The sequence below is a fragment of the Lactobacillus sp. ESL0259 genome (assembly GCF_003693045.1).
Taxonomy (GTDB): Bacteria; Bacillota; Bacilli; order Lactobacillales; family Lactobacillaceae; genus Lactobacillus; species Lactobacillus melliventris.
Genome location: NZ_REHP01000006.1, coordinates 264,971 through 286,675, shown reverse-complemented (window position 1 = coordinate 286,675; position 21,705 = coordinate 264,971). Strand labels below are relative to the sequence as shown.

Genomic DNA, 21,705 nt, shown 5'->3' with positions numbered 1-21,705 from the left:
TAGCTAAAGAGGTTTGGTGGGATAAGTATTTACTGCAAATTTCCATTTTCAAAGTAGTTGAATATTTAGTCATGAAAAAAGTGCTCCTAATAGTCAGATTAATGTCTAACTATTATGGAGCACTTCAATTCCGGGGGTTAACTTCATTCACTGCTGTTTTTTTATATCTCTTGGAACAAGTTGTTATAAGTTAATAAATATTTTTGGTATATCTCCTCAATTATCTTGCTGCTATGATTTCCACTAATAGTGGCAAGCTCCAAAACAAATTATATAATTAAAAAAATTGAAAGATTGGTATGATTTGTATCCTTTTTGATGAGTAAAAAAAGATTTACATTGGTGGAGATACTGCCTTTGTTATGTTTGATAAAACTTAAAATTACCAAATTTTATATAAGTAAATTGTTGCAATGAGAAGTGTATCGGCAACATCATCTTTTATTAATAGCAGAATATATAAAAAATTGAAATGAAAGATTTGCCAATGAGGTTAGCTAAAAACAATACCTTCAAGTAAAACTACAGACTATAACTTGTCTTTTTTTGACTTGAAAATTAATTGAAAGAGCAATAAGAATATCTCTATTTAAACATAAACTTTTAAACAGATTTTGGGAAATAAAAAAGCAGAAGAAATCTTCTGCTTTAAAAACTTTTTTATTTTACGCTAGGCACGGGTAACTTTACCAGATTTTAATGTCTTAGTTGAAACCCATACACGCTTTGGCTTGCCATCGACAAGAATACGAACTTTTTGAAGGTTTGGCTTCCACGCACGACGTGATGAATTCAGTGCGTGTGAACGTGTATTACCAAAAGTGGTCTTTTTGCCAGTGATATAATCTTTTGCCATTTGCTAAACCTCCTTTATTGTGTTTTCATACTAAATTAAGATAGCATAAGTTTAAGAACATTGCAACTGCAAAAGTATTTTTTAAGAAGGGATTTTTGCATTTAAACTTGATTACTATGATAAAATAGATTCATAATATGAGAACAATGATTCGGAGGTAAACATGGCTGTAAAAATCAAAACAAAAAACGGTTTGATTGATGTTTCAAATGGAGTGATTGCAACTGTTGTTGGTAGCGCAGCTACATCTAACTACGGTGTTGTTGGCATGGCTTCAAAAAATGCTATCCGTGATGGCTTCGATGGAATATTGAATCGAGCAAATTATAAGCGCGGTGTTGTTGTTAAGTCTGAGGATAATAAGATTACGGTTGATGTTTATATAATAGTCGGCTATGGTTTAAAAATATCTGAAGTAAGTCGCAACGTACAAGATAGTGTTAAATTCAATTTGAAAAATCAACTTGGAATTGAAACTAAAGCTGTTAATGTCATCGTTCAAAGTGTTAAAGTGCTTGATGAATAACTCAAGCGGAGGGTAGAAATATTGGTTTTAAAGGAAATAGACAGTAAAAAATTTAGAGATATGGTTCGCGTCGCTACGCACAGACTTGGTCGCAACGCAGAGTTTATTAACTCTTTGAACGTTTTCCCTGTTCCTGATGGAGACACTGGAACAAATATGAATTTAACTATTGAAAGTGGTGCTAAAGCTGTTGCCCAAAATACTAGCAATAGTGTGGGTGATTTGACAGAAAGCCTTGCTAAAGGGATGTTGATGGGTGCTCGTGGTAATAGTGGGGTAATCTCTTCTCAGCTCTTTAGAGGAGTTTATAAGGCAACTCAAGGTATGAAAACTCTTAATGCACAAGAGTTGGCCAATGCTTTTTCAAATGGGGTTGCAACAGCTTATAAAGCCGTAATGAAGCCAGTTGAAGGAACTATTTTGACTGTTGCTCGGATTGGTGCACAAGAAGGTGCCAATAAGGCCAATGAAACCGATGATGTTGAAGAAGTTATGAAGGCGATTGTTGAAGGTGCTAAAAAAGCGTTAAAGACAACTCCTGACTTATTACCTGTTTTAAAGCAAGTTGGTGTAGTTGATTCAGGAGGTCAAGGCTTACTCTTTATATATGAAGGATTTCTAGAAGGTCTTTTAGGTGAAGAATTTGCTGACCGGTACCAACCTGATGAAGGTGAAATGGATGAAATGATAAATGCCATGCATCATCAATCTGTACAATCACAACTTTCTACTCAGGATATTACTAATGGCTACTGTACCGAAATCATGGTTGATTTAACTGCTGATGTTCCTAATAAGAAAACTTTTAATTTAGATGAATTTAGGGAGCATTTATCTCAGTTAGGTGATTCACTTTTGGCAGTTTCAGATGAAGAAGTGGCAAAAGTTCATGTTCATACTGAACACCCTGGAGCTATTTTTGCGTACGGCAGCCAATTTGGTCAATTGGGAAAAATTAAAATTGACAATATGCGGATTCAACACGAAACAATAGTAAATAACAGTGAAGAAAATCAGGAAAATGTTGATTTTGCCGTAATAGCTGTTGCTTCTGGTAACGGAATTCGCAAACTTTTTGAAAGTGAAGGCGTTAACCGCATTATTTCTGGGGGTCAAACAATGAACCCTTCAACACAAGACATTATTGATTCAATCAAAAAATCAGGTGCTAAAAAAGCAATTGTGATGCCGAATAATGGCAACATTATTATGGCAGCCAAGCAGGCAGCTGAGGTGAGCGACATCCCAGTCGGCATTGTCCCTACTAAAACCATTTCACAAGGCTTGACAGCCATGCTTTCATTTGATCCGGACGATTCTCTTGATGACAATGTTGCAAACATGACTGACGCTCTTGATACTGTTGTTTCTGGCGAAGTTACTAAAGCAAATCGTGATACCAAAATTAATGAGGTTGAGATCCATCAAGACGATTATTTAGGGATTATTGATGGAGAAATTAAAGTGGCTGAAACTGACATAATTACTGCAGCTTCTTCAATGATTGAAAAAATGTTGGATGAAGATTCCGAAATCGTTACTGTGATGTTTGGACGAGATTCTAACAAGAAAGAGGCTCAGAAACTGATAGATGCTGTTAAAGAGAAGCATGATGATCTTGAATTTGAACTTCATGATGGCGGACAACCTGTATATAATTTCCTGATTTCTGTTGAGTAATTATGATAGCAAAAGAACTTTTTGCTCCGGTGACCAATTTAAAGGGTGTAGGAACAAAAACTGCGGCTGCTCTTGGAAGTTTGGGAATTTATAGCATTTATGATTTGTTGTATTATTTTCCATTTCGTTATGATGAGCTTCAAACGATTCCTCTTGATCAGATCATGGATGGTCAAAAGGTAATGCTTAAGGGAATTGTTGCAACAGATGCTTTTGTAACTAGGTTTGGGTATAAAAAAAGCCGCCTTAGTTTTAAATTAAGAATTGACCATGATGTCATCATGGTCAATTTTTTTAATCAACCATGGTTAAAAGAAAAAATTGAAGTTGGCACAGAAGTAGCAATTTACGGTAAGTTTAATGCTGCTAGACAAAGCCTGGCTGCCTTTAAGTTCATTGCAGCAAAAGAAAACGATAGTGGCATGGCACCCATTTATTCAGTAAACCGGCAAATTAAACAAAAAAAATTAATAGATTTAATCAATCTTGCCTTAGATGATTATTTAGCTGAAGTTGATGATGTAGTCCCTATTGAGATAAGGCAAAAATACCGCTTGCTACCTGAAAGTAGTATTGTGCAACAAATGCATCATCCACAAAATGCTACAGAATCTCAGGTTGCTAAAAGAAGTGCCATTTTTAGAGAGTTTTTCATATTTCAAACTGAACTAGCCCAGTTGACTGAATACAATCCGCGTAATAAGGGGATTGCTAAAAAGTATAACTTAGATGAAATTGCCAAGCTTACTAAGTCACTACCATTTGAACTATCTTCAGATCAAAAACATGTAATTAACGAAATTTTTAAGGATTTGCTTTCTTCAGTTCAAATGCAGCGACTGTTGCAAGGGGATGTGGGTTCTGGAAAAACAATAGTCGCTGTTTATGCACTTTTTGCGGCAGTGACAGCCGGCTTTCAATCTGCACTGATGGTTCCAACGGAAATATTAGCAACGCAACATTTTAAAAAAATTGATGAAATACTAAAGCCTTTGGGCGTTCGCTGTGCTCTTTTGACGGGTTCTACCAAAACTTTGGAGCGCAGAGAAATTTATAATGAACTAACAGATGGCACTATTAATGTGGTCATTGGTACTCACGCTTTAATTCAATCAAGTGTGATTTTCAAAAAATTGGGATTAGTTATTATTGATGAACAACATCGTTTTGGTGTCAATCAAAGACAAGCTTTAATCAATAAGGGAAATTTGCCCGATGTTTTAGCAATGACGGCCACACCAATTCCTCGAACTTTAGCTTTAACAGTGTATGGTAATATGACTATTTCTGAAATACACCACCTTCCAGCAGGACGAAAAAAAATAGTTTCCTGGTGGAAAACAAGTAGTCAAATGGATCAAGTTTATCAACTGATGCGTGAGCAATTAAAGCGGGGATTCCAAATATATGCTGTCACGCCTTTGATTTCAGAATCGGAAGCATTGGATTTAAAAAATGCTGAGCAACTTTATGACAAGTTAAGTCATGACTTTCCTAATGAAAAGGTTGCTTTACTTCACGGGCAAATGCCTGGAAATAAAAAAGACGACATTATGACTGCTTTTGCCGCAGGTGAAATAAACATCTTGGTTACTACCAGCGTAATTGAAGTAGGAGTAGATGTTGCTAATGCTAATATGATGGTTATTTATAATGCTGATCGCTTTGGTATTAGTCAACTGCACCAGTTGCGTGGACGAATTGGTCGGGGAAAAACTCAGAGTTATTGTATTTTTTTAGCTGATCCCAATACTCAAGCAGGTAAATCCCGCATGCAAATTGTAGCTTCCACTACTGACGGATTTAAGCTGGCTGAAGAAGATTTGAAAATGCGTGGTGAAGGTGATCTTTTTGGTAAGGCCCAATCTGGTTTACCTGAATTTCAGGTTGGAGACGTAGTTAACAACTACAATATCATGGTAGTGGCGCAAAAAGAGGCCAAAAAGGTAATAAAAGCTGATCCTCTCTTGCAAAAATCAGAAAATAAAACTTTAAAACAAGTGTTAGAATATAAGCAATTACAACAAAAAAGAACTTAGTAAAGGTTGAGGATAATATGAGAACTATTGCTATTGATGCAATGGGCGGAGAAAATGCTCCTGAAGCAATTATTCAAGCAGTATTGCAGGTAAAAAAAGAACTGCCGCAAACGAAATTTATACTTTTTGGCGATCAAGCGAAAATAACGCAACTATTAGGCGAGGATAAAAGTCAAACAGAAGTTGTTAATACCACTCAGATAATTAATGATGAAGATGAACCAGTTAAGGCAATTAGGTCTAAAAAGGATTCATCACTTGTCGTGGCAGCGCAATTTGTGAAGCAGGGCAAGGCAGATGCACTTTTTTCGCTAGGTAATACGGGTGCTATTCTAGCTTGTGGTATATTTATAATAGGACGAATTAAAGGAGTAACTCGTCCGGGTTTTATGCCGACCCTGCCAGTAAAAAATTCTGATGACGGTTTCAATATGATCGATGTTGGTGCTAATGCCAAAAGCAGACCGGAATATTTGCTCGCTTGGGCCAAAATGGCATCATATTATGCTGAAAAAGTAAGAGGAATAAAAAACCCCCGGGTTGGTCTGCTTAATAACGGGGCTGAAAATGATAAAGGTGATGATGTTCATCAGCAAGCCTTTCAATTATTGCTGAATAGCAAGCTTAATTTTATAGGTAACATCGAGGGCAACGAATTATTGGATGGTAAAGCTGATGTAATTGCAACAGACGGTTTTACAGGCAATGCAGTTTTAAAAAATATTGAAGGAACTTCTGGTGTTTTAATCCATCTGTTAAAAGATAGTTTGCTTAATAATGGACCTTTTGTTAAATTAGGTGCATTGATGATTAAAAAGGCACTAAAAAGTTTAATTTCAAAATTTGATGTAGATAAATATGGTGGTGCAGTTTTACTCGGAGTTAATGCTCCTGTAGTTAAAACACACGGTCGTTCAGATCAGCGTGCTGTATATTTTACAATTAAGCAAATTGATAAAATTTTACAGGAAAAAATAATTGATAATTTTAAAGCAGAATTTGCTACTGAAAGCAAGTAACAACAAGGAGTAGAAACATGAGTAAAGAAGAAATTTTTAATAAAATCAAGGATATTTTAGCAGATAATTTTGAAGTTGATAAAGACAAAATAACTGATGAAACTAATTTCACTAGTGATTTGGACGCTGATTCCATTGACTTAGTGGAATTCATTTTACAATTAGAAGATGAATTCGGCGCCGAGATTTCTGATGAAGATGCAGAAAAAATTAAAACTGTTGGTGATGCTGTTAATTACGTTGCAAATCATCAAAACTAATTAAAAAAATTAATTATTAGTTTGCATACAATTTGTTTCACGGTTATAATTAGAAATTAAATAAATTTATTAAATATCTTTAATAAATTCATTGAAGATTTGAGAGGGGAAATGACCTTTGGAAAAACAAAGTGATCTCTTGCTAGATATCCAGCATTTACATACAGCATATCGTTTAAATGGGAAATTTTATGATGCTGCAGATGATATTAATTTAACTTTGAAAAGGAATGAAATTTTATCAATTGTAGGTGAATCTGGTTGTGGTAAGAGTACAATCGCATCTAGTATTATCGGTTTGTACGACCATAAAAATACAAAAGTAACAGGTGATATTCTTTATAATGAATTGAACTTGGTAGGCCTGAATGAATCACTGTTCGATAAAATTCGTGGGAATAAAATTGGAATGATTTTTCAGGATCCTTTAGCCAGTTTAAATCCACTAATGAGAGTTGGTGATCAGGTAGCAGAAACTTTGTATTACCATACGGATATGGATGAGAAACAACGTCATGCACGTGTAATTGAACTTTTTAATCAGGTTGGTATGCCAAAACCTGAAGAAACTTACGCCATGTATCCGTTTGAATTATCTGGTGGATTAAGACAACGTGTCGTTATTGCTATGGCCGTTGCATGCAAACCTGAAATTATCATTGCTGATGAGCCTACAACTGCCCTTGATGTAACTATTCAAGCACAAATTTTAGACTTGCTTGAAGATATCCAAAAGCAGTCTCAATCTGGTATTATTTTAATAACTCATGACTTGGGAGTAGTTGCTGAAACAGCTGATGAAGTTGCTGTTATGTATGGTGGTCAAATAGTAGAAAAAGCTGATGTCAAAACAATTTTTGAACATCCACTTCACCCTTATACACGATCTTTGTTAAATTCAATGCCTCAATCTGAAGATGAAGAAGAAGATTTACATGTTATTCAAGGAACAGTTCCATCATTGCAAAATATGCCTAGAAAAGGTGACAGGTTTGCTGCTAGAATACCGTGGATACCTGCAAGTGCCCATGAGGAGAATCCAGTAATGCATGAAGTTGAACCAGGGCATTGGGTTAGATGTACTTGCTGGAAGACGTTCCACTTTCAAGATGAAGTGAGTGGGGAGTAGTTTATGGCTAAAGAAATTATTGAAGTAAAAAACTTAAAAGTTCATTATCCTATCAGATCTGGTTTTTGGAATCGTATTACCGATTATGTTCGTGCCGTTGATGATATTAGTATTACTATCAATGAAGGAGAAACATACGGACTTATAGGTGAATCTGGTTCAGGTAAGTCAACTACAGGCAAGGCTATTGTTGGAGTTGAACCTGTTACCAGTGGCAGTATTATGTATAAGGGTGTCGATATTACCAAATCCAAAAATCGCCGCAGACTCAATTACAATAAAGACGTCCAAATGATTTTTCAGGACTCTCTGTCAAGTTTAAACCCGAGAAAACGAATTGAGGATATTATTGCAGAGCCAATACGCAATTTTGAGAATTTAACAACTGATCAAGAACGTGACCGTGTGCAAGAATTACTTGACATCGTTGGTATGCCGAGTGACTCAATATATAAATATCCGCACGAATTTTCCGGTGGTCAAAGACAAAGAATTGGCGTAGCCAGAGCGGTTGCTACTAATCCACGTCTGGTTGTCGCTGATGAGCCAACAAGTGCCTTAGATCTATCAGTTCAAGCACAGGTGCTAAACTTTATGAAGCATATTCAGCAGCAATACAATATTGCTTACCTCTTTATTTCTCACGATTTAGGTGTCGTTAAGCATATGTCTGAGAATTTGGCTATTATGCATCGTGGTCGTTTGGTTGAAATTGGTTCAAGAGAAGATATTTATCAGCATCCAATGCATATCTATACGAAAAGGCTGCTTTCTGCTATTCCTCAAGTCGATGTTGAACATCGAGATGAACATAAGAAACATCGTCAAGTAGTTGAACAAGAATTTCAGAATGATCAAAGTAAGTGGTATGACAAAGATGGACGAGTTTTTCCACTTAAACACGTATCAGATAAACATTTAGTCGCTTTACCTGAAAAAGAAATAGTCGAAGAAGAAACAAATGATAGGGAGGGAGCATAATCATGTGGAAAACTGTTTTAAGACGTATTTTAATTATGATCCCGCAATTGATCATTTTAAGTATTTTGGTCTTTTTCTTGGCAAAAATGATGCCGGGAGACCCATTTACGGGACAAATTAATCCTAATACTGACCCTAGGCAACTAGAAGCTCTGAAAAGAGCTGCCGGACTATATGATCCGGCCCCTGTTCAATATGCTCGTTGGGTAGGTAATATTTTTAAAGGCGATTTAGGTACCAGTTATATACAGCACGTTCCGGTGACCTCTTTAATTGCCGATAGAGCTGTAAATACATTTTGGCTTTCGCTGTTAACAACAATAATTAGTTACAGTATTTCAATACCTCTTGGTGTGATTGCTGGTAAACACCAGGATGAATGGCAAGACCAAGCTGTACAAATTTTTAATTATGTTACTTTTGCTATTCCTGCTTTTGTATTTTACATTTTAGGTATATGGCTGTTTGGCTTTCTCCTAGGCTGGTTTCCTATTTCAGGTTCGGTTTCTCCTAATGCTTCTGGTTTCTGGGGTACATTGGGTAGTCAGCTTTACCATATCATTTTCCCAGCTATATTGAGTGCCCTCATCACTACTACTGGAATAGTGCAATACTTAAGAACGGGAATTGTCGATAATAAAGTTGAAGATTATGTTAGAACGGCTCACAGTAAGGGAGTTCCTGAAAAAGTTGTGTTTAATAAACATATTTTACGTAATTCATTGTTACCTATAGCTTCTTCATTTGGTACAGTTATAACTGGGCTGTTAAGTGGTTCAATGATTATTGAAACCGTTTTCAGTTATCCTGGTATGGGAAAATTGTTCTTAGACTCAATACAACAGCGTGACTATACTACGCTAACTGCATTAATTTTAATCTTTGGTTTCCTTACTCTACTCGGTAATTTACTTTCAGACATTATAATGAGTATTGTAGATCCAAGAATTAGGATAAAATAAAGAAGGGGAGACAAATGTTGAAAAAAAATAAAACCACTTCGACTGAAAAAGCCAAGAAAGTGCAAGTTTCTCCTCCTGCTTCAAGTTTTAGAGTAGTTGTACGAGAAGTTGTAAAGGACAAGAAAGCTTTAACTGCCTTCATAGTGATAGTCTTAATTTTACTATTAACTTTTGGCGGATCACTATTTTTAAAGTCTGATAAAGTCACTGAGGCAAACATAATTGAAGCTTATACAGGCTGGTTCACTGATGGTCATATTCTGGGAACGGATGATGGTGGCCGAGATGTTCTTAATCTATTAATTATGGGTGGTCGTAATTCTATCCTTATTGGATTAGGGGTTACTGCTGTTTGTGAGACTGTTGGTTTAATTGTCGGTCTCGTTTCAGGATATTATGGTGGCTATATTGATGCAGTCATTATGAGAATAGTGGACTTTGTGCAGGTTTTGCCTGCAACGCCTATAGAAATTGTCTTGGTAACTGTTGTACCGCATTACAGTCCTATTACTTTAGTTTGGATTATTTCGATTTTTGGCTGGACAGGTACGGCAAGGTACTTTAGAGCATTTGTTCTTTCTCAAAGAGGAAGAGACTATGTACTGGCATCGAAAACTTCTGGTTCATCAGACTTGAAAATAATGTTTAGAGAAGTCCTACCAAACATTGGCTCTATGCTGATTATCGATGTCGTACTAACAATTGCCGGTAACATCGGTATTGAAACCAGCTTGTCGTTTATTGGCTACGGCTTACCGCCTACAGTTCCTTCCTTAGGTACTCTAATTGGATTTGCCAATGATCCGGTTAACGTTGTCAACAGGCCTTGGCTATGGTTGCCGGCTACAATATTGTTACTAGCTATTTCCTTAAGTATCAATTATGTTGGTCGTGCTTTACAAAGAGCTGGTGACGCCCGGCAAAGGGAAAATTAAAACTGAATTTTTAACAATTATATTTTAAAATCTCTGCTAATAGATAATATCGTGAGTTTACTATATTATTTATTAGCAGTTTTTTCTCTAATTTCTCTATCACTAATTTTTATAGCAAAATTTTCAACATTAAACTGTTTAATTTTTACCCCATAAAGACTGAAAAAAGTAAATATTAAGTATTTGTGGCAACAATTAATATCAGAAATTGCTCTTTTTGAAATAAATATCTATTAAATAAAAATGAATAAACCGTTGCTTTTTTAATTTTATGTGGTAATATTTAATTATTAACTTGTTTTGAAAATTAAATTTTCCTGATAATAAAAAGGAGTTATGTAGAGATGAAAAAATCTAATTTATATAAATCATTGGGGGTAGTAACAGCAGCTGCTTTAACGCTGGTAGCTTGTGGTAAATCTGGCAAGACCGATGATAATTCTAATGCTAAAACAGCTAAGAAGTTCCCAGAAGCAGTGCCTAAGAAGGAAGCTAAGCAGGGTGGAACTGTTAAAGTTGCTTTGGAAACTGATACACCATTCACAGGAATTTTTTCTGATGAGTTGGCTATGAGTGCTATTGATAGTTCAGTTGCATCTCCTGGTGAAGAATCACTTTTTGATACTGATGACAATTACAAGATTAACGATAAAGGTCCAGCTACAATGAAGTTGGATAATAAAAATAAGACTGTCACAATTACTATCAAAAAGGGTGTTAAGTGGTCAGACGGCAAGCAGGTTAATGCTAAAGATATGGAATATTCTTATGAAATATTCGCTAATAAGGCTACTCAATCAGAAAGATATACTAGTCAATTGGCCACCATTAAAGGTTTACAAGCATACCATGATGGTAAAGCTAAAACAATTTCTGGTATTGAAATGCCCGATGGCCCTAATGGTAGAACAATTGTGATTCACTATCCTGAATTAAAACCTGGTATGACTAACAGTGGTAACGGTTACTTCTGGGAATCAGCTGCTCCATATCACTACTTAAAGAATGTTCCTTTTAGTAAGCTAAAGGAATCTGATCAGATTAGGAAAAAGCCTTTGTACTTTGGCCCATTTAAGGTTAGCAAAATTGTTCGTGGCCAATCAGTAACGTGGACACCAAATAAATATTACTGGCGTGGTAAGCCAAAACTAGATAAGGTCATTTACCAGGTTATTAATCCTAATTCAGCCAGTCAGGCCATTAAGAGTCACAAATTTGATATCATTGGAGTTATAAATTCACAATGGGATCAAGTTAAAAAGACTAAGAATGTTAATTTTATTGCCAATATTCCTTTGTCATATAGTTATTTAGCATTTAAAGTTGGTAAATGGGATGCCAAAAAGGGCAAAAACGTTATGGATCCAAATGCCAAGATGAATCATAAGCCATTGCGGCAAGCTATTGCATATGCGATGAATATTGCAGAAGTTGATAAGCACTATACTAAAGGACTTTCTTTCCAAGTACCTACCCTGATTCCAGCGCAATTTGGTGATTATTATAATAAGGATCTTAAGGGTTATACCTACAATCTGAAAAAGGCGAACGAGATTTTGGATAAAGCCGGCTATAAGAAGAAGGGTAAATGGCGTACTCAACCAAATGGTAAGCCATTGAAGATTCATTATATGGCAATGTCTGGAAATGCTACGGCTGAGCCTATTGCACAGAATTATTTACAACAATGGCATAAAATTGGTTTAAATGTTTCTTTGGTTGGTGGCCGTCTGACAGAATTCAATTCATTCTATGATAAAGTGCAACACGATGATCCTTCTGTTGATATGTTTACAGCAGGTTGGAACCTTTCAAGTGAACCATCTCCAGCTGACCTTTACAAAGAAGCAACACCATCCAATTACTCACGCTTTGTCACTCCAGAAAACAGTAAATTACTTGATGAAATTGATTCTCAAAAAGCTTTTGATCATAAATACCGTGTTCAAAAGTTCCACGAATGGCAAAAATACATGTTTGATCAAGCTTATGTAGTTCCAACATCAAATGCTTATGGTATCGATGCTGTAAATGATAAGATTACTGGATACTCATTGAAACCATCACAAAATAACAATGGTCACCAGTTATGGTACCAAGTTGGTTATGTTAAATAATTGAATTTAAATAAAAATATCAAACTAGCAAAATAGTTTGGTATTTTTTTAGTTTCTTTAAAAACCACTTTTTATGATTTTCTACAAAATAATTTTTGATAACACATTATTAAAGCTAATCATATTAAGCTTTTAAATCTAAATTCTTTCTGGTATTGGCTGAATTATACATTTGAAAGAATTTCTATTATTTAAATAATATGTATTTTGATTACTTTACTATTTATAAATAGTATAATTTCTGAATTTGCCTTGATTTTTTAATGATTAATGTTAACATTTATCTGTTAGCTTGTTTCCAAAATACTATTAACTTTGCATATAAAGGAGACATGTATGATGAGAACAAGAAAAATTTTAGGCTCAGTCGGAGTTGTAACCGCAGCTGCGTTAACTTTGGTAGCTTGTGGTAAGAGCAATAAGACCGCCAGCAATGAGGGGGCTAAGACTGCCAGCAAGTTCCCAATTGAGACACCGATTAAGACTGCCAAGAAGGGTGGAACAATTAAAGTTGCTGAAGTAACTGATACACCATTCACCGGAGTCTTTAATGAAGAACTGCAAATGGATCAACCGAGTGCTGATGTCGCAAGTCCAGGTCAAGAATCATTATTTGAAACAGATGATAATTACAAGATAAATGATAAGGGTCCAGCTACTCTTAAACTTGATCGTAAAGCAAAAACTGCAACTATTACAGTTAAGAAGGGTGTTAAATGGTCTGATGGTAAGCAGGTTACTGCCAAGGATATAGAATTCGCGTATGAGATAATTGCAAATAAAGCAACTAAATCTCAAAGATACGCCAATCAACTCAATATTATTAATGGGTTGAAAGAATATCATGAAGGCAAGGCCAAAACAATTTCAGGAATAGAAATGCCTGATGGTCCAGACGGACGAGTTGTAGTGCTGCACTGCAAAGAATTAAAACCTGGTATGTATTATAGTGGTAACGGCTATATTTGGGAGGCAGCCGCACCATATCACTATTTAAAAGATGTTCCGTTTGACAAACTGGAATCGTCAGATAAGTTGAGAAAGAATCCTTTGTTCTTTGGTCCCTATAAGCTTGATAAAATTGTACGTGGTCAATCTGTTACCTGGGTACCGAATAAATATTATTGGCGTGGTCAGCCAAAATTAGATAAAATTGTTTACCAAGTTGTTTCCCCGAACTCTGCTTCACAAGCAATTAAAAATCATAAATTTGATATTATCAGGGTTACTAACAGCCAGTGGAAACAAGTTAAGGATACAAAGGATGTAACATTTGTTGCTAAAATTCCTCTATATTACAGTTATTTAGCTTTCAAGGTTGGTAAATGGGATAGTAAAAAATCAAAGAACGTGATGAATCCTAATGCCAAAATGAATAACAAGGCATTACGTCAAGCTATAGCTTATGCAATGAATACTGATGCTGTTTATAGACATTATACTGATGGCTTAAGTTTCCAAGTTCCTACTTTAATTCCAGCAGAATTCGGTGATTATTTTGATAAAAGTGTTAAAGGCTATACCTATAACATTAAGAAAGCCAATCAAATCTTAGATAAAGCTGGCTACAAGAAAAAAGGTAAGTGGCGTGTACAACCTAATGGCAAGCCACTAACCATTCACTTTATGGCCATGTCTGGTAATTCCATTCAACAACCGATCATGCAAAACTTCATTCAACAATGGAATAAGATTGGCCTAAATGTTAAATTAGTTGGTGGCCGTTTGACAGAATTTAATTCCTTCTATGATAAAGTGCAACATGATTCACCTGATGTGGATATGTTTATGGCTGCATGGGGTCTTTCATCTGAACCGTCCCAGGAACAAATGTTTAGTGAAGGGACAATGTCCAACTACTCACGTTTTGTTACTCCAGAAAATACGAAACTAATCAAAGAAATGGATTCTCAAAAGGCGTTTAACCATAAGTATCGTGTAGAAAAATTCCATGAATGGCAAAAATACATGTTTGATCAGGCTTATGTTGTTCCGCTTTACAATGCATATCAAATAGATGCTGTTAACAGCAAACTTACTGGCTATTCACAAAAACCATCCAAGCAAAATAACGGACATCCACTTTGGTACAAGGTTGCTTATACAAAATAAAAATTAATATAGAATAAAAGATAGAAAACTGTTGTTATTTAGAAACAATAGTTTTCTTTTTTACACTTAAAAACTGGTATAATTTAGGTTATTAAGGAGATGATAGAATGGTTAGTACCAAGTTTATTAATCGATTGGATAAGAAATATAAAATTAAATTTAACAATCAGAAGTTATTAGAAGAAGCATTTACCCACTCTTCATATGCTAACGAGCATCCTGGAGATGGCATTCGTGATTATGAAAAGTTGGAATTTTTGGGGGATGCAGTTTTAGAATTAGCAATATCTGATTACCTTTATCGTAATTTCTCGAGTCTCAATGAGGGTGAATTAACCAGAATGCGTTCTAATATTGTTGATACTGAAGGCTTTGCGGAATTTGCCCAAAAATTTGGTTTTCCGGCTGAAATTAATCTAGGTCATGGTGAGGAAAAAGCTGGTGCGCGTTCTCGTAAGACACTGCTAGAGGACGTTTTTGAAGCATTTAACGGAGCGCTTTTTCTTGATCAGGGCATGGAAGCAGTCGAACATTTTTTGAGTTTAACAGTGTATCCGTTAATTGATGCTGGAAAATTTGATGCTTCACGTGATTATAAGACAGATTTACAAGAATTACTGCAGCAAAATGGACCAGTAAAGATTGAATACGAAGTTTTGAAAGAAGAACAGCTGCCGTCTAGTTTTACTGTACAGTTAGTTGTCAATGGCAAAGTATTGTCTCAAGGGCAAGGCCATAATAAAAAAGCTGCAGAGCAAGAGGCTGCAAAAACCGCTTTAAATAAGCTTAATTAGGGAGATGAGTGTGTGCCACTAACTGAACTAATAATTGACGGCTTTAAATCTTTTGCCGAAAAAACAAAAATAGAATTCGATACTGGTATTACTGGCATAGTGGGTCCTAATGGTAGTGGTAAAAGCAATATTACTGAAGCAATAAGATGGGTCATGGGTGAGTCAAGCGCCAAATCTTTGCGGGGCTCAAACATGAAAGATGTGATATTTGCGGGTAGTGAATTTCGTAAGCCGGCCAACCACGCTGAAGTTTCCCTTATTTTTGACAATAAGAAAGGCGAACTTAATTTTAAAGATGACCAGGTAATTGTAACTCGGCGAATTTTACGGTCGGGAGACAACGAATATTTAATAAATAAAAAAAGTGTTAGACAACGTGATGTCCGAGCCTTGTTTCTGGATTCTGGCATTTCACAGGAAAGCTTAGCCATCATTTCACAGGGACGGGTTGATCAAGTATTAAATTCTCGTCCTGAAGAGCGACGCTCACTGTTTGAGGAAGCAGCTGGAGTATTACATTTTAAAAAGCAAAAGGAAGAAGCAAAAGCTCAATTACAACAGACAACTGATAACTTGGTGCGTATCAATGATTTAGTCAAAGAACTGGAGCAGAGAATTGAACCTCTTCACGAACAAAGCTCTCTCGCAAAGGAATATCAATTTCAGAAAAAAGGTCTGGATCATGAACTAAAAACTTTGCTAGCTTTTGAAATTCAAGACTTAGATAAGCAAAAACAGTCAGTGCAAGAAAAAGCTGACCAAAATCAAAATCTGTTGACAAAATTGGATCAAGAAGTTAAGACATCTCAGGCTGCGGTAGCTGACAAAAGAAAAGAATTTCAAACTTTAAATGCTCAAAAAGATCAAATTCAAAATGACTTATTTTCGTTGACAAAAAAGCTTTCCGAAATAAATACGCATTTGCAAGTTTCCGAGCAGAGCAAACAGTATAATGAAGCTACTAAAAAAGAATATCAGTCCGAATTAAGCGACTTAAAAGAGCAGGTAGTGAGTAGCAGAAAGGAAACAACTAATCTGCTTGAAGAAGAAGGCCATCTTAAAAAAGAACAAGAGCAATTAAATAATAAGAGAATAGGGCTAACGACACAGCTTAAAGAAAATCCGGAACAACTGAACCAAAATTTAGAGCAGCTGCGGTCAAATTATATTCAGTTGTTACAAGATCAAACTTCTAATAATAATGAAATTGTTTATCTTAATTCTGAATTGAAAAAGCTTAGCGATAATACCCAACTGCAAACAGAAAATGTTTCTGACGAACTAAAAAAAGAAAAAGCTGAACTTAATAGACTTCAGGTCGAAGGCAAAAGTCTTAAACAAGATTATCAAAATAAGAAACAACAGGTAAAGGAGCTATCTGAAGAACAAAGGCTAACGCAAAATAATTTGTTGACTTTGCAAAATTCTCTTTCTACAGCAAATCAGAAGTTCAGTCAACTAAAAGCACGCCATGATGCATTGGAAAATATCCGTAAACGTCACGAAGGGTATTTTTATGGTGTTAAAAATGTGCTAAATAATTTAGCGGATTACCATGGTGTTATAGGTGCTGTGGGTGAATTAATTACTTTTCCTGCAAAATATGAAATTGCCATGGCTACGGCTCTGGGTAATGGAGTTCAAAATTTAGTAACTGCAACAAAACTGGATGCTCGGGATGCCATTAACCAGTTAAAAGAAAATCGTGCTGGACGAGCTACTTTTTTACCCCTTGATGGCTTGCGGGAGTATTCGATCCCTTCCTCAACGATTAATACGATTTCTTCTTTTTCTGGCTTTCAAGGTATTGCAAGTGAAATAGTTAAAAGTTTACCAGGTCAAAATATTACGCCCGCGATTAACTATTTGCTTGGAAATACTATAATAGTTGATACCATAAATAATGCGCTGAAAATTAGGCAGCGCGTTTCTCGTTATCGTATTGTTACACTTGATGGCGATATTATTTCACCGGGTGGCTCAATGACAGGAGGAGTGCGTAATCAAAAAAGTAATTCTCCGCTTCAAACTACAGCAGAACTTGGTGAACTAAAGAAAAAAATTGGCAAATTACAGCTGAAAATAAAAAATAGCGAAGCAGATTTAGCTGTTGCTAATGATAAAAATAATGTTCTGCTCAAAAAAGTGAAAGATACTCAAGCAAAGCTCCAAAATCTGAAACAGAATTTAGGTGAGACAGCACTTTTGTATCAAAATCAGGAAAAAGAAGTTAACAGGTTAAAGGCTGCTAATAGTTTATTTGAACAGCAAAAAGAAGAACGCAATCAGGAAATTGATTCCACTAGGCAAAAGATTAGTCTAGCTGAAAAAGAAAAAAAGAGATTTCAAACAGAAATTTCTCAGCAAAAGCAAAAAATTAGTGATCTGCAATTGCGAATTAAAAACTTTACTGAACTAAATCATGATATTCAGTCCAAATTGAACGAGCTTGATCCGCAGATTGCTGTTTATGCCAACAAGTTGGAAAATATTACAAAACAAATATCTGAAAAAAAGCGGGACTTGAAGCAGCAGCAAAAACAAATTGCTACTTTAGAGCAAAAATTAAATGAACTTAAGCAGAATGATCTGCTTGATCATAAAAAGCAGACAGCCTTTGAGCAGGAAAAAAATGATGGCGCCGTTAAGAAGCAGAAATTACAAAAGCAGCTTAATAGTTTGAGTTCTAAACTAGGCCAGTATGATGCACAAATTAACCAGCTTGATCAGGTGGCAAGCCGAAATTATGATCTGCGTAAAGATGCGGCTGCCGAGCAAAAAGAATATTCTGTCAAAATAGCGCAATTAAATAGCCAGATAGATCAGCGCTTAGATACTTTGAGCTCAGATTACTCGTTAACATATGAAGCAGCTTTGCATCAAGCAGATAAGGAAAATAACGAAGTAAATCGTGCCCAACTGCAAAAAGATGTGAAATTGCATCGTATGTCTATTGCTGATATCGGGCCAGTTAATCTAAAAGCAATTGAAGAGTATGATAACGTTAAAAAACGGTATGATTTTCTTAATGCTCAACAAAATGACTTGCTAAAAGGGCGAGATAACTTAGAAGAATCGATGTCGGAACTTGATCAAGAAGTTTGTAATCGGTTTAAATCAACTTTCACTGCTGTAGCTAAAAGCTTCAATGAACTATTCCCAGTTGTTTTTGGGGGCGGTAGTGCCAAGCTAGTCTTAACTGACCCAGATCATTTATTAGCTACCGGTATCGAAATTATAGCTCAACCACCAGGAAAGAAACTGCAAAGACTCAGTTTACTTTCTGGTGGGGAACGGGCATTGACCGCAATCACTCTTCTTTTTGCCATGTTGAAGGTTAAGCCAGTGCCATTTTGCGTGTTAGATGAAGTCGAGGCTGCATTGGATGACTCTAACGTCACTCGCTTTGCCAACTTTTTAGAAGAATATGACATGCATACCCAGTTTATTGTAATCACACATAGAAGGGGCACAATGGAAAGAGCAGACCAGCTTTATGGTGTTGTAATGCAAGAATCAGGAGTTTCACAAGTATTATCCGTTTCTTTAAAAGAATTAAAAAATGAGGTGAAATAAAATTGGGTTTATTTGATAAAATAAAAAAATCATTGTTTGGTGAAAATGACGAAACCAAAAATAACGAAAATAGTGCTCAACCTAAAGGCGAAAGTCCAAAAGAGGATCAAGGACCTTCAACTGAACAAGCTGAAGATGAAAAAGCTAAAATTGCTACAGAGAGTGATAATGGTTTAACGTCAGTAGAAAAAGCTTCTGCTGAGACTGCTGAAACTGAAAAGCAAAATGAAGATTCTACGACTTCCACGCCAGAGCAATCTCTAAAGAAAGAGGCTGAACCCGAATCAGCTAGCGAATATCAGGATGAAACTGAATTATATGAAAAAGGCCTGGAGAAAACTAATCAAGGCTTTGGTGCCAGATTAAATCGCTTTTTCGCACAGTTTAGAACAGTTGACGAAGATTTCTTTGACGATTTGGAGGAGCTACTAATTGAGTCTGATGTTGGCTATGAAACAGCTGAAGAACTGACAGACGAACTTCGTGATGAAGCTAAATTGCAAAAAGCCAAATCTCGAGACGATTTAAAAAGGGTGATAGTAGAAAAATTAGTTGACCTTTATGATGAAAGTGGTAATTCAGAAAATGAAAAGCTAACTGTTCATAATGACGGTAAACCAAATATCTATCTTTTTGTCGGAGTCAATGGCGCCGGTAAAACTACTACAATTGGCAAATTGGCAAAACGCTTTAAGGATGAAGGCAAGTCTGTTCTTTTAGCTGCAGCTGATACATTTAGAGCTGGTGCAGTTGAACAACTGTCTGAATGGGGAGAAAGAGTTGGTGTTCCTGTTGTAACTGGCAAGGAACAAGCCGATCCGGCTTCTGTTGTTTATGACGCCACGACAAAGGCTCTGCAAGAAAATTATGATTTTTTACTTGTGGATACGGCTGGTAGATTGCAAAATAAAAAGAATTTAATGAATGAGCTGGAAAAGATTGAAAGAACGATAAAAAAGCAAGCTCCAGAAGAACCTACTGAAACTCTTTTAGTACTTGATGGCTCAACGGGTCAAAATGCATTATTGCAGGCCAAAGATTTTGATAAAACTACCAAACTAACAGGTTTGGTGCTCACCAAGTTAGATGGTTCCTCAAAAGGTGGGGTAGTCTTAGCAATTAGAAATGAAATGAAGTTACCGGTAAAATTAGTTGGTTTAGGTGAAAAGGCAAGTGATTTGGCAGATTTTGATGCTGCAAATTATGCAGTTGGACTATTTCATGATTTAATTTAAGAATAAAATTTGTGCAAAAGGAAGATATTTAATGAAAGAATACAGTGCGTGTACAACAATTTTAGTAGGTAAAAATGCATCGGTTGATGGTTCAACTATGATTGCTCGTAATGATGATACTTTTCGTCCTATTACGCCGCAAAAGTTCATTGTCAGACCTGCTGCTAAAAATGAACCTGGACGAAAAATTAAGTCTTGGTTAAACAATTTTAAATTAGACCTACCTGAAAATGCTCAGGCGGTTCCAGCTGTACCTAACGTTGACTATAAAAATCGCGGTTATTATGATGAGAGCGGCATTAATCAAAAAAATGTTGCTATGTCCTGTACTGAATCGACATATGGTAATGAACGTGCACTGGCTTTCGATCCCCTGGTAAAAGACGGACTTGACGAAGATTGTATGCAATCTGTTGTACTGCCATATATTGATTCTGCCAGAAACGGAGTTGAATATTTAGGAAAACTGATTGCAAAATTTGGTTCTCCAGCTGGTAACTCAGTTCTCTTCAGTGATAAAAATGAAATATGGTACATGGAAATAGTTACAGGTCATCACTGGGTTGCTCAGCGTATTCCAGATGATGCTTATGCGATAGCAGCCAATCGGGTTTCAATCGAACAAGTTGATTTTGCTGATTCGGACAACTTTATGTGGAGTGAAGGCATTCAAGAGTTTGTGGCGCAGCATCATTTAAATGTTGATCATCAAGGTTGGAATTTCCGCCACATTTTTGGAACTTACAGTGAGCAGGATCGTTTCTATAACACTAATAGAGTTTGGTATGGTCAAAAATATTTTAATCCTGAAATTGAACAAGAACCCACTGACGGTGATTTACCATTCATTCGGCATGCTGCCAAGAAAATAACTAGGGAAGATATTGAATATGTCCTCGGCAGTCACTACCAAAACACACCTTATGATCCTTTCGGTAAAGGAACAGAGGAACAAAAACACCGTTTTCGGCCAATTGGATTAAACAGAACCCAAAATTCTCATATCTTGCAAATTAGAAATGATGTTGATCATGATAAAGCTGCAATCATGTGGCTGTGTATTGGTGGCCCAACTTTCACACCGTTTGTACCATTTTTTGCTAATATGAATGACACTGATCCTTCATACAATAATACTTCAATGGAATATAATCTCACTGATGCTTGGTGGTACTATAAATCACTGGCAGCTTTGGTAGAAACCCACTATCCGCAATTTGTGCAATTGGATACAGATTATTTAAATGAATTGAACCAATATTATCGTCGCCGGGTTTATGATGTTATGAAAGCAGCAGGAGCTAAAAAGGGCAGTGAGCTGACTTCGTTTTTGACGAAAGCAAACCAAGAGACAGTTGCTTATACCAGAAAACGGTCTGAAAAACTTTGGGCACAAATGATGATAGACTCCATCAACATGTCAAAATTAACTTTTAATATGGATGAAAACCTGTAACTGCTATTTGGACAGTTAAAAAGTCTGG

The 21,705-nt window shown here is 36.0% G+C and carries 17 protein-coding genes; 16 read left to right on the top strand and 1 reads right to left on the bottom strand.

The window, feature by feature from the left end:
• The coding region (locus F5ESL0259_RS09005) for a hypothetical protein (protein ID WP_222710111.1) at positions 1 to 194 on the top strand (194 nt) is incomplete at its 5' end.
• Positions 195 to 670: 476 nt separating this feature from the next.
• Here F5ESL0259_RS09005 and rpmB read toward each other — a convergent pair.
• The gene (gene rpmB / locus F5ESL0259_RS05200; protein WP_034981532.1) at positions 671 to 856 is read right to left on the bottom strand and encodes a 50S ribosomal protein L28; all 186 of its coding nucleotides are present in this window, start codon (positions 854 to 856) and stop codon (positions 671 to 673) included.
• Positions 857 to 1,019: 163 nt separating this feature from the next.
• Between rpmB and F5ESL0259_RS05195 the strand changes: the two genes are divergently transcribed.
• From F5ESL0259_RS05195 to F5ESL0259_RS05125, 15 genes are all read left to right on the top strand, one after another.
• Complete coding sequence (locus tag F5ESL0259_RS05195) at positions 1,020 to 1,382, top strand: Asp23/Gls24 family envelope stress response protein (RefSeq protein WP_109586431.1); 363 nt, start codon at positions 1,020 to 1,022, stop codon at positions 1,380 to 1,382.
• A 21-nt stretch (positions 1,383 to 1,403) separates the two neighbouring features.
• On the top strand, positions 1,404 to 3,062 hold the full coding sequence (locus F5ESL0259_RS05190) for a DAK2 domain-containing protein (protein WP_122037716.1): 1,659 nt from the start codon (positions 1,404 to 1,406) through the stop codon (positions 3,060 to 3,062).
• Between the two features lie 2 nt (positions 3,063 to 3,064).
• Positions 3,065 to 5,101 (top strand): ATP-dependent DNA helicase RecG, encoded by a 2,037-nt coding sequence (gene recG, locus F5ESL0259_RS05185; RefSeq protein WP_122037715.1) that lies wholly within the window; start codon positions 3,065 to 3,067, stop codon positions 5,099 to 5,101.
• 17 nt (positions 5,102 to 5,118) lie between these two features.
• Complete coding sequence (gene plsX / locus F5ESL0259_RS05180) at positions 5,119 to 6,120, top strand: phosphate acyltransferase PlsX (RefSeq protein WP_122037714.1); 1,002 nt, start codon at positions 5,119 to 5,121, stop codon at positions 6,118 to 6,120.
• A 17-nt stretch (positions 6,121 to 6,137) separates the two neighbouring features.
• On the top strand, positions 6,138 to 6,380 hold the full coding sequence (acpP, locus tag F5ESL0259_RS05175) for an acyl carrier protein (protein ID WP_122037713.1): 243 nt from the start codon (positions 6,138 to 6,140) through the stop codon (positions 6,378 to 6,380).
• 118 nt (positions 6,381 to 6,498) lie between these two features.
• Positions 6,499 to 7,509 (top strand): ABC transporter ATP-binding protein, encoded by a 1,011-nt coding sequence (locus F5ESL0259_RS05170; protein WP_046325048.1) that lies wholly within the window; start codon positions 6,499 to 6,501, stop codon positions 7,507 to 7,509.
• 3 nt (positions 7,510 to 7,512) lie between these two features.
• Complete coding sequence (locus F5ESL0259_RS05165; protein WP_122037712.1) at positions 7,513 to 8,490, top strand: ATP-binding cassette domain-containing protein; 978 nt, start codon at positions 7,513 to 7,515, stop codon at positions 8,488 to 8,490.
• A gap of 2 nt (positions 8,491 to 8,492) precedes the next feature.
• Positions 8,493 to 9,452: an oligopeptide ABC transporter permease gene (opp4B, locus tag F5ESL0259_RS05160; RefSeq protein ID WP_122037711.1), complete on the top strand. Its 960-nt coding sequence runs from the start codon at positions 8,493 to 8,495 to the stop codon at positions 9,450 to 9,452.
• 14 nt (positions 9,453 to 9,466) lie between these two features.
• On the top strand, positions 9,467 to 10,387 hold the full coding sequence (locus tag F5ESL0259_RS05155; RefSeq protein WP_122037710.1) for an ABC transporter permease: 921 nt from the start codon (positions 9,467 to 9,469) through the stop codon (positions 10,385 to 10,387).
• Positions 10,388 to 10,731: 344 nt separating this feature from the next.
• On the top strand, positions 10,732 to 12,504 hold the full coding sequence (locus tag F5ESL0259_RS05150) for an oligopeptide ABC transporter substrate-binding protein (protein ID WP_122037709.1): 1,773 nt from the start codon (positions 10,732 to 10,734) through the stop codon (positions 12,502 to 12,504).
• Between the two features lie 339 nt (positions 12,505 to 12,843).
• Positions 12,844 to 14,616, top strand: a complete 1,773-nt coding sequence (locus F5ESL0259_RS05145; RefSeq protein ID WP_122037708.1) for an oligopeptide ABC transporter substrate-binding protein — start codon at positions 12,844 to 12,846, stop codon at positions 14,614 to 14,616.
• A 107-nt stretch (positions 14,617 to 14,723) separates the two neighbouring features.
• Entirely contained in the window at positions 14,724 to 15,410 is a 687-nt protein-coding gene (gene rnc, locus F5ESL0259_RS05140; RefSeq protein ID WP_122037707.1) for a ribonuclease III, read from the top strand.
• Positions 15,411 to 15,422: 12 nt separating this feature from the next.
• Positions 15,423 to 18,986, top strand: a complete 3,564-nt coding sequence (smc, locus tag F5ESL0259_RS05135) for a chromosome segregation protein SMC (RefSeq protein ID WP_122037706.1) — start codon at positions 15,423 to 15,425, stop codon at positions 18,984 to 18,986.
• 2 nt (positions 18,987 to 18,988) lie between these two features.
• The gene (gene ftsY, locus F5ESL0259_RS05130; protein WP_122037705.1) at positions 18,989 to 20,221 is read left to right on the top strand and encodes a signal recognition particle-docking protein FtsY; all 1,233 of its coding nucleotides are present in this window, start codon (positions 18,989 to 18,991) and stop codon (positions 20,219 to 20,221) included.
• Between the two features lie 31 nt (positions 20,222 to 20,252).
• Complete coding sequence (locus F5ESL0259_RS05125) at positions 20,253 to 21,677, top strand: C69 family dipeptidase (RefSeq protein WP_122037704.1); 1,425 nt, start codon at positions 20,253 to 20,255, stop codon at positions 21,675 to 21,677.
• Positions 21,678 to 21,705: the final 28 nt, after the last annotated feature.

Excerpts from the sequence above, each read along its gene's own strand:
- F5ESL0259_RS05150 (WP_122037709.1), top strand. The coding sequence starts at position 10,732 with ATGAAAAAATCTAATTTATATAAATCATTGGGGGTAGTAACAGCAGCT.
- rnc (WP_122037707.1), top strand. The coding sequence starts at position 14,724 with ATGGTTAGTACCAAGTTTATTAATCGATTGGATAAGAAATATAAAATT.
- F5ESL0259_RS05125 (WP_122037704.1), top strand. The coding sequence starts at position 20,253 with ATGAAAGAATACAGTGCGTGTACAACAATTTTAGTAGGTAAAAATGCA.
- F5ESL0259_RS05155 (WP_122037710.1), top strand. The coding sequence starts at position 9,467 with ATGTTGAAAAAAAATAAAACCACTTCGACTGAAAAAGCCAAGAAAGTG.
- F5ESL0259_RS05145 (WP_122037708.1), top strand. The coding sequence starts at position 12,844 with ATGAGAACAAGAAAAATTTTAGGCTCAGTCGGAGTTGTAACCGCAGCT.
- opp4B (WP_122037711.1), top strand. The coding sequence starts at position 8,493 with ATGTGGAAAACTGTTTTAAGACGTATTTTAATTATGATCCCGCAATTG.
- recG (WP_122037715.1), top strand. The coding sequence starts at position 3,065 with ATGATAGCAAAAGAACTTTTTGCTCCGGTGACCAATTTAAAGGGTGTA.
- plsX (WP_122037714.1), top strand. The coding sequence starts at position 5,119 with ATGAGAACTATTGCTATTGATGCAATGGGCGGAGAAAATGCTCCTGAA.
- F5ESL0259_RS05195 (WP_109586431.1), top strand. The coding sequence starts at position 1,020 with ATGGCTGTAAAAATCAAAACAAAAAACGGTTTGATTGATGTTTCAAAT.
- acpP (WP_122037713.1), top strand. The coding sequence starts at position 6,138 with ATGAGTAAAGAAGAAATTTTTAATAAAATCAAGGATATTTTAGCAGAT.
- F5ESL0259_RS05165 (WP_122037712.1), top strand. The coding sequence starts at position 7,513 with ATGGCTAAAGAAATTATTGAAGTAAAAAACTTAAAAGTTCATTATCCT.
- rpmB (WP_034981532.1), bottom strand. The coding sequence starts at position 856 with ATGGCAAAAGATTATATCACTGGCAAAAAGACCACTTTTGGTAATACA.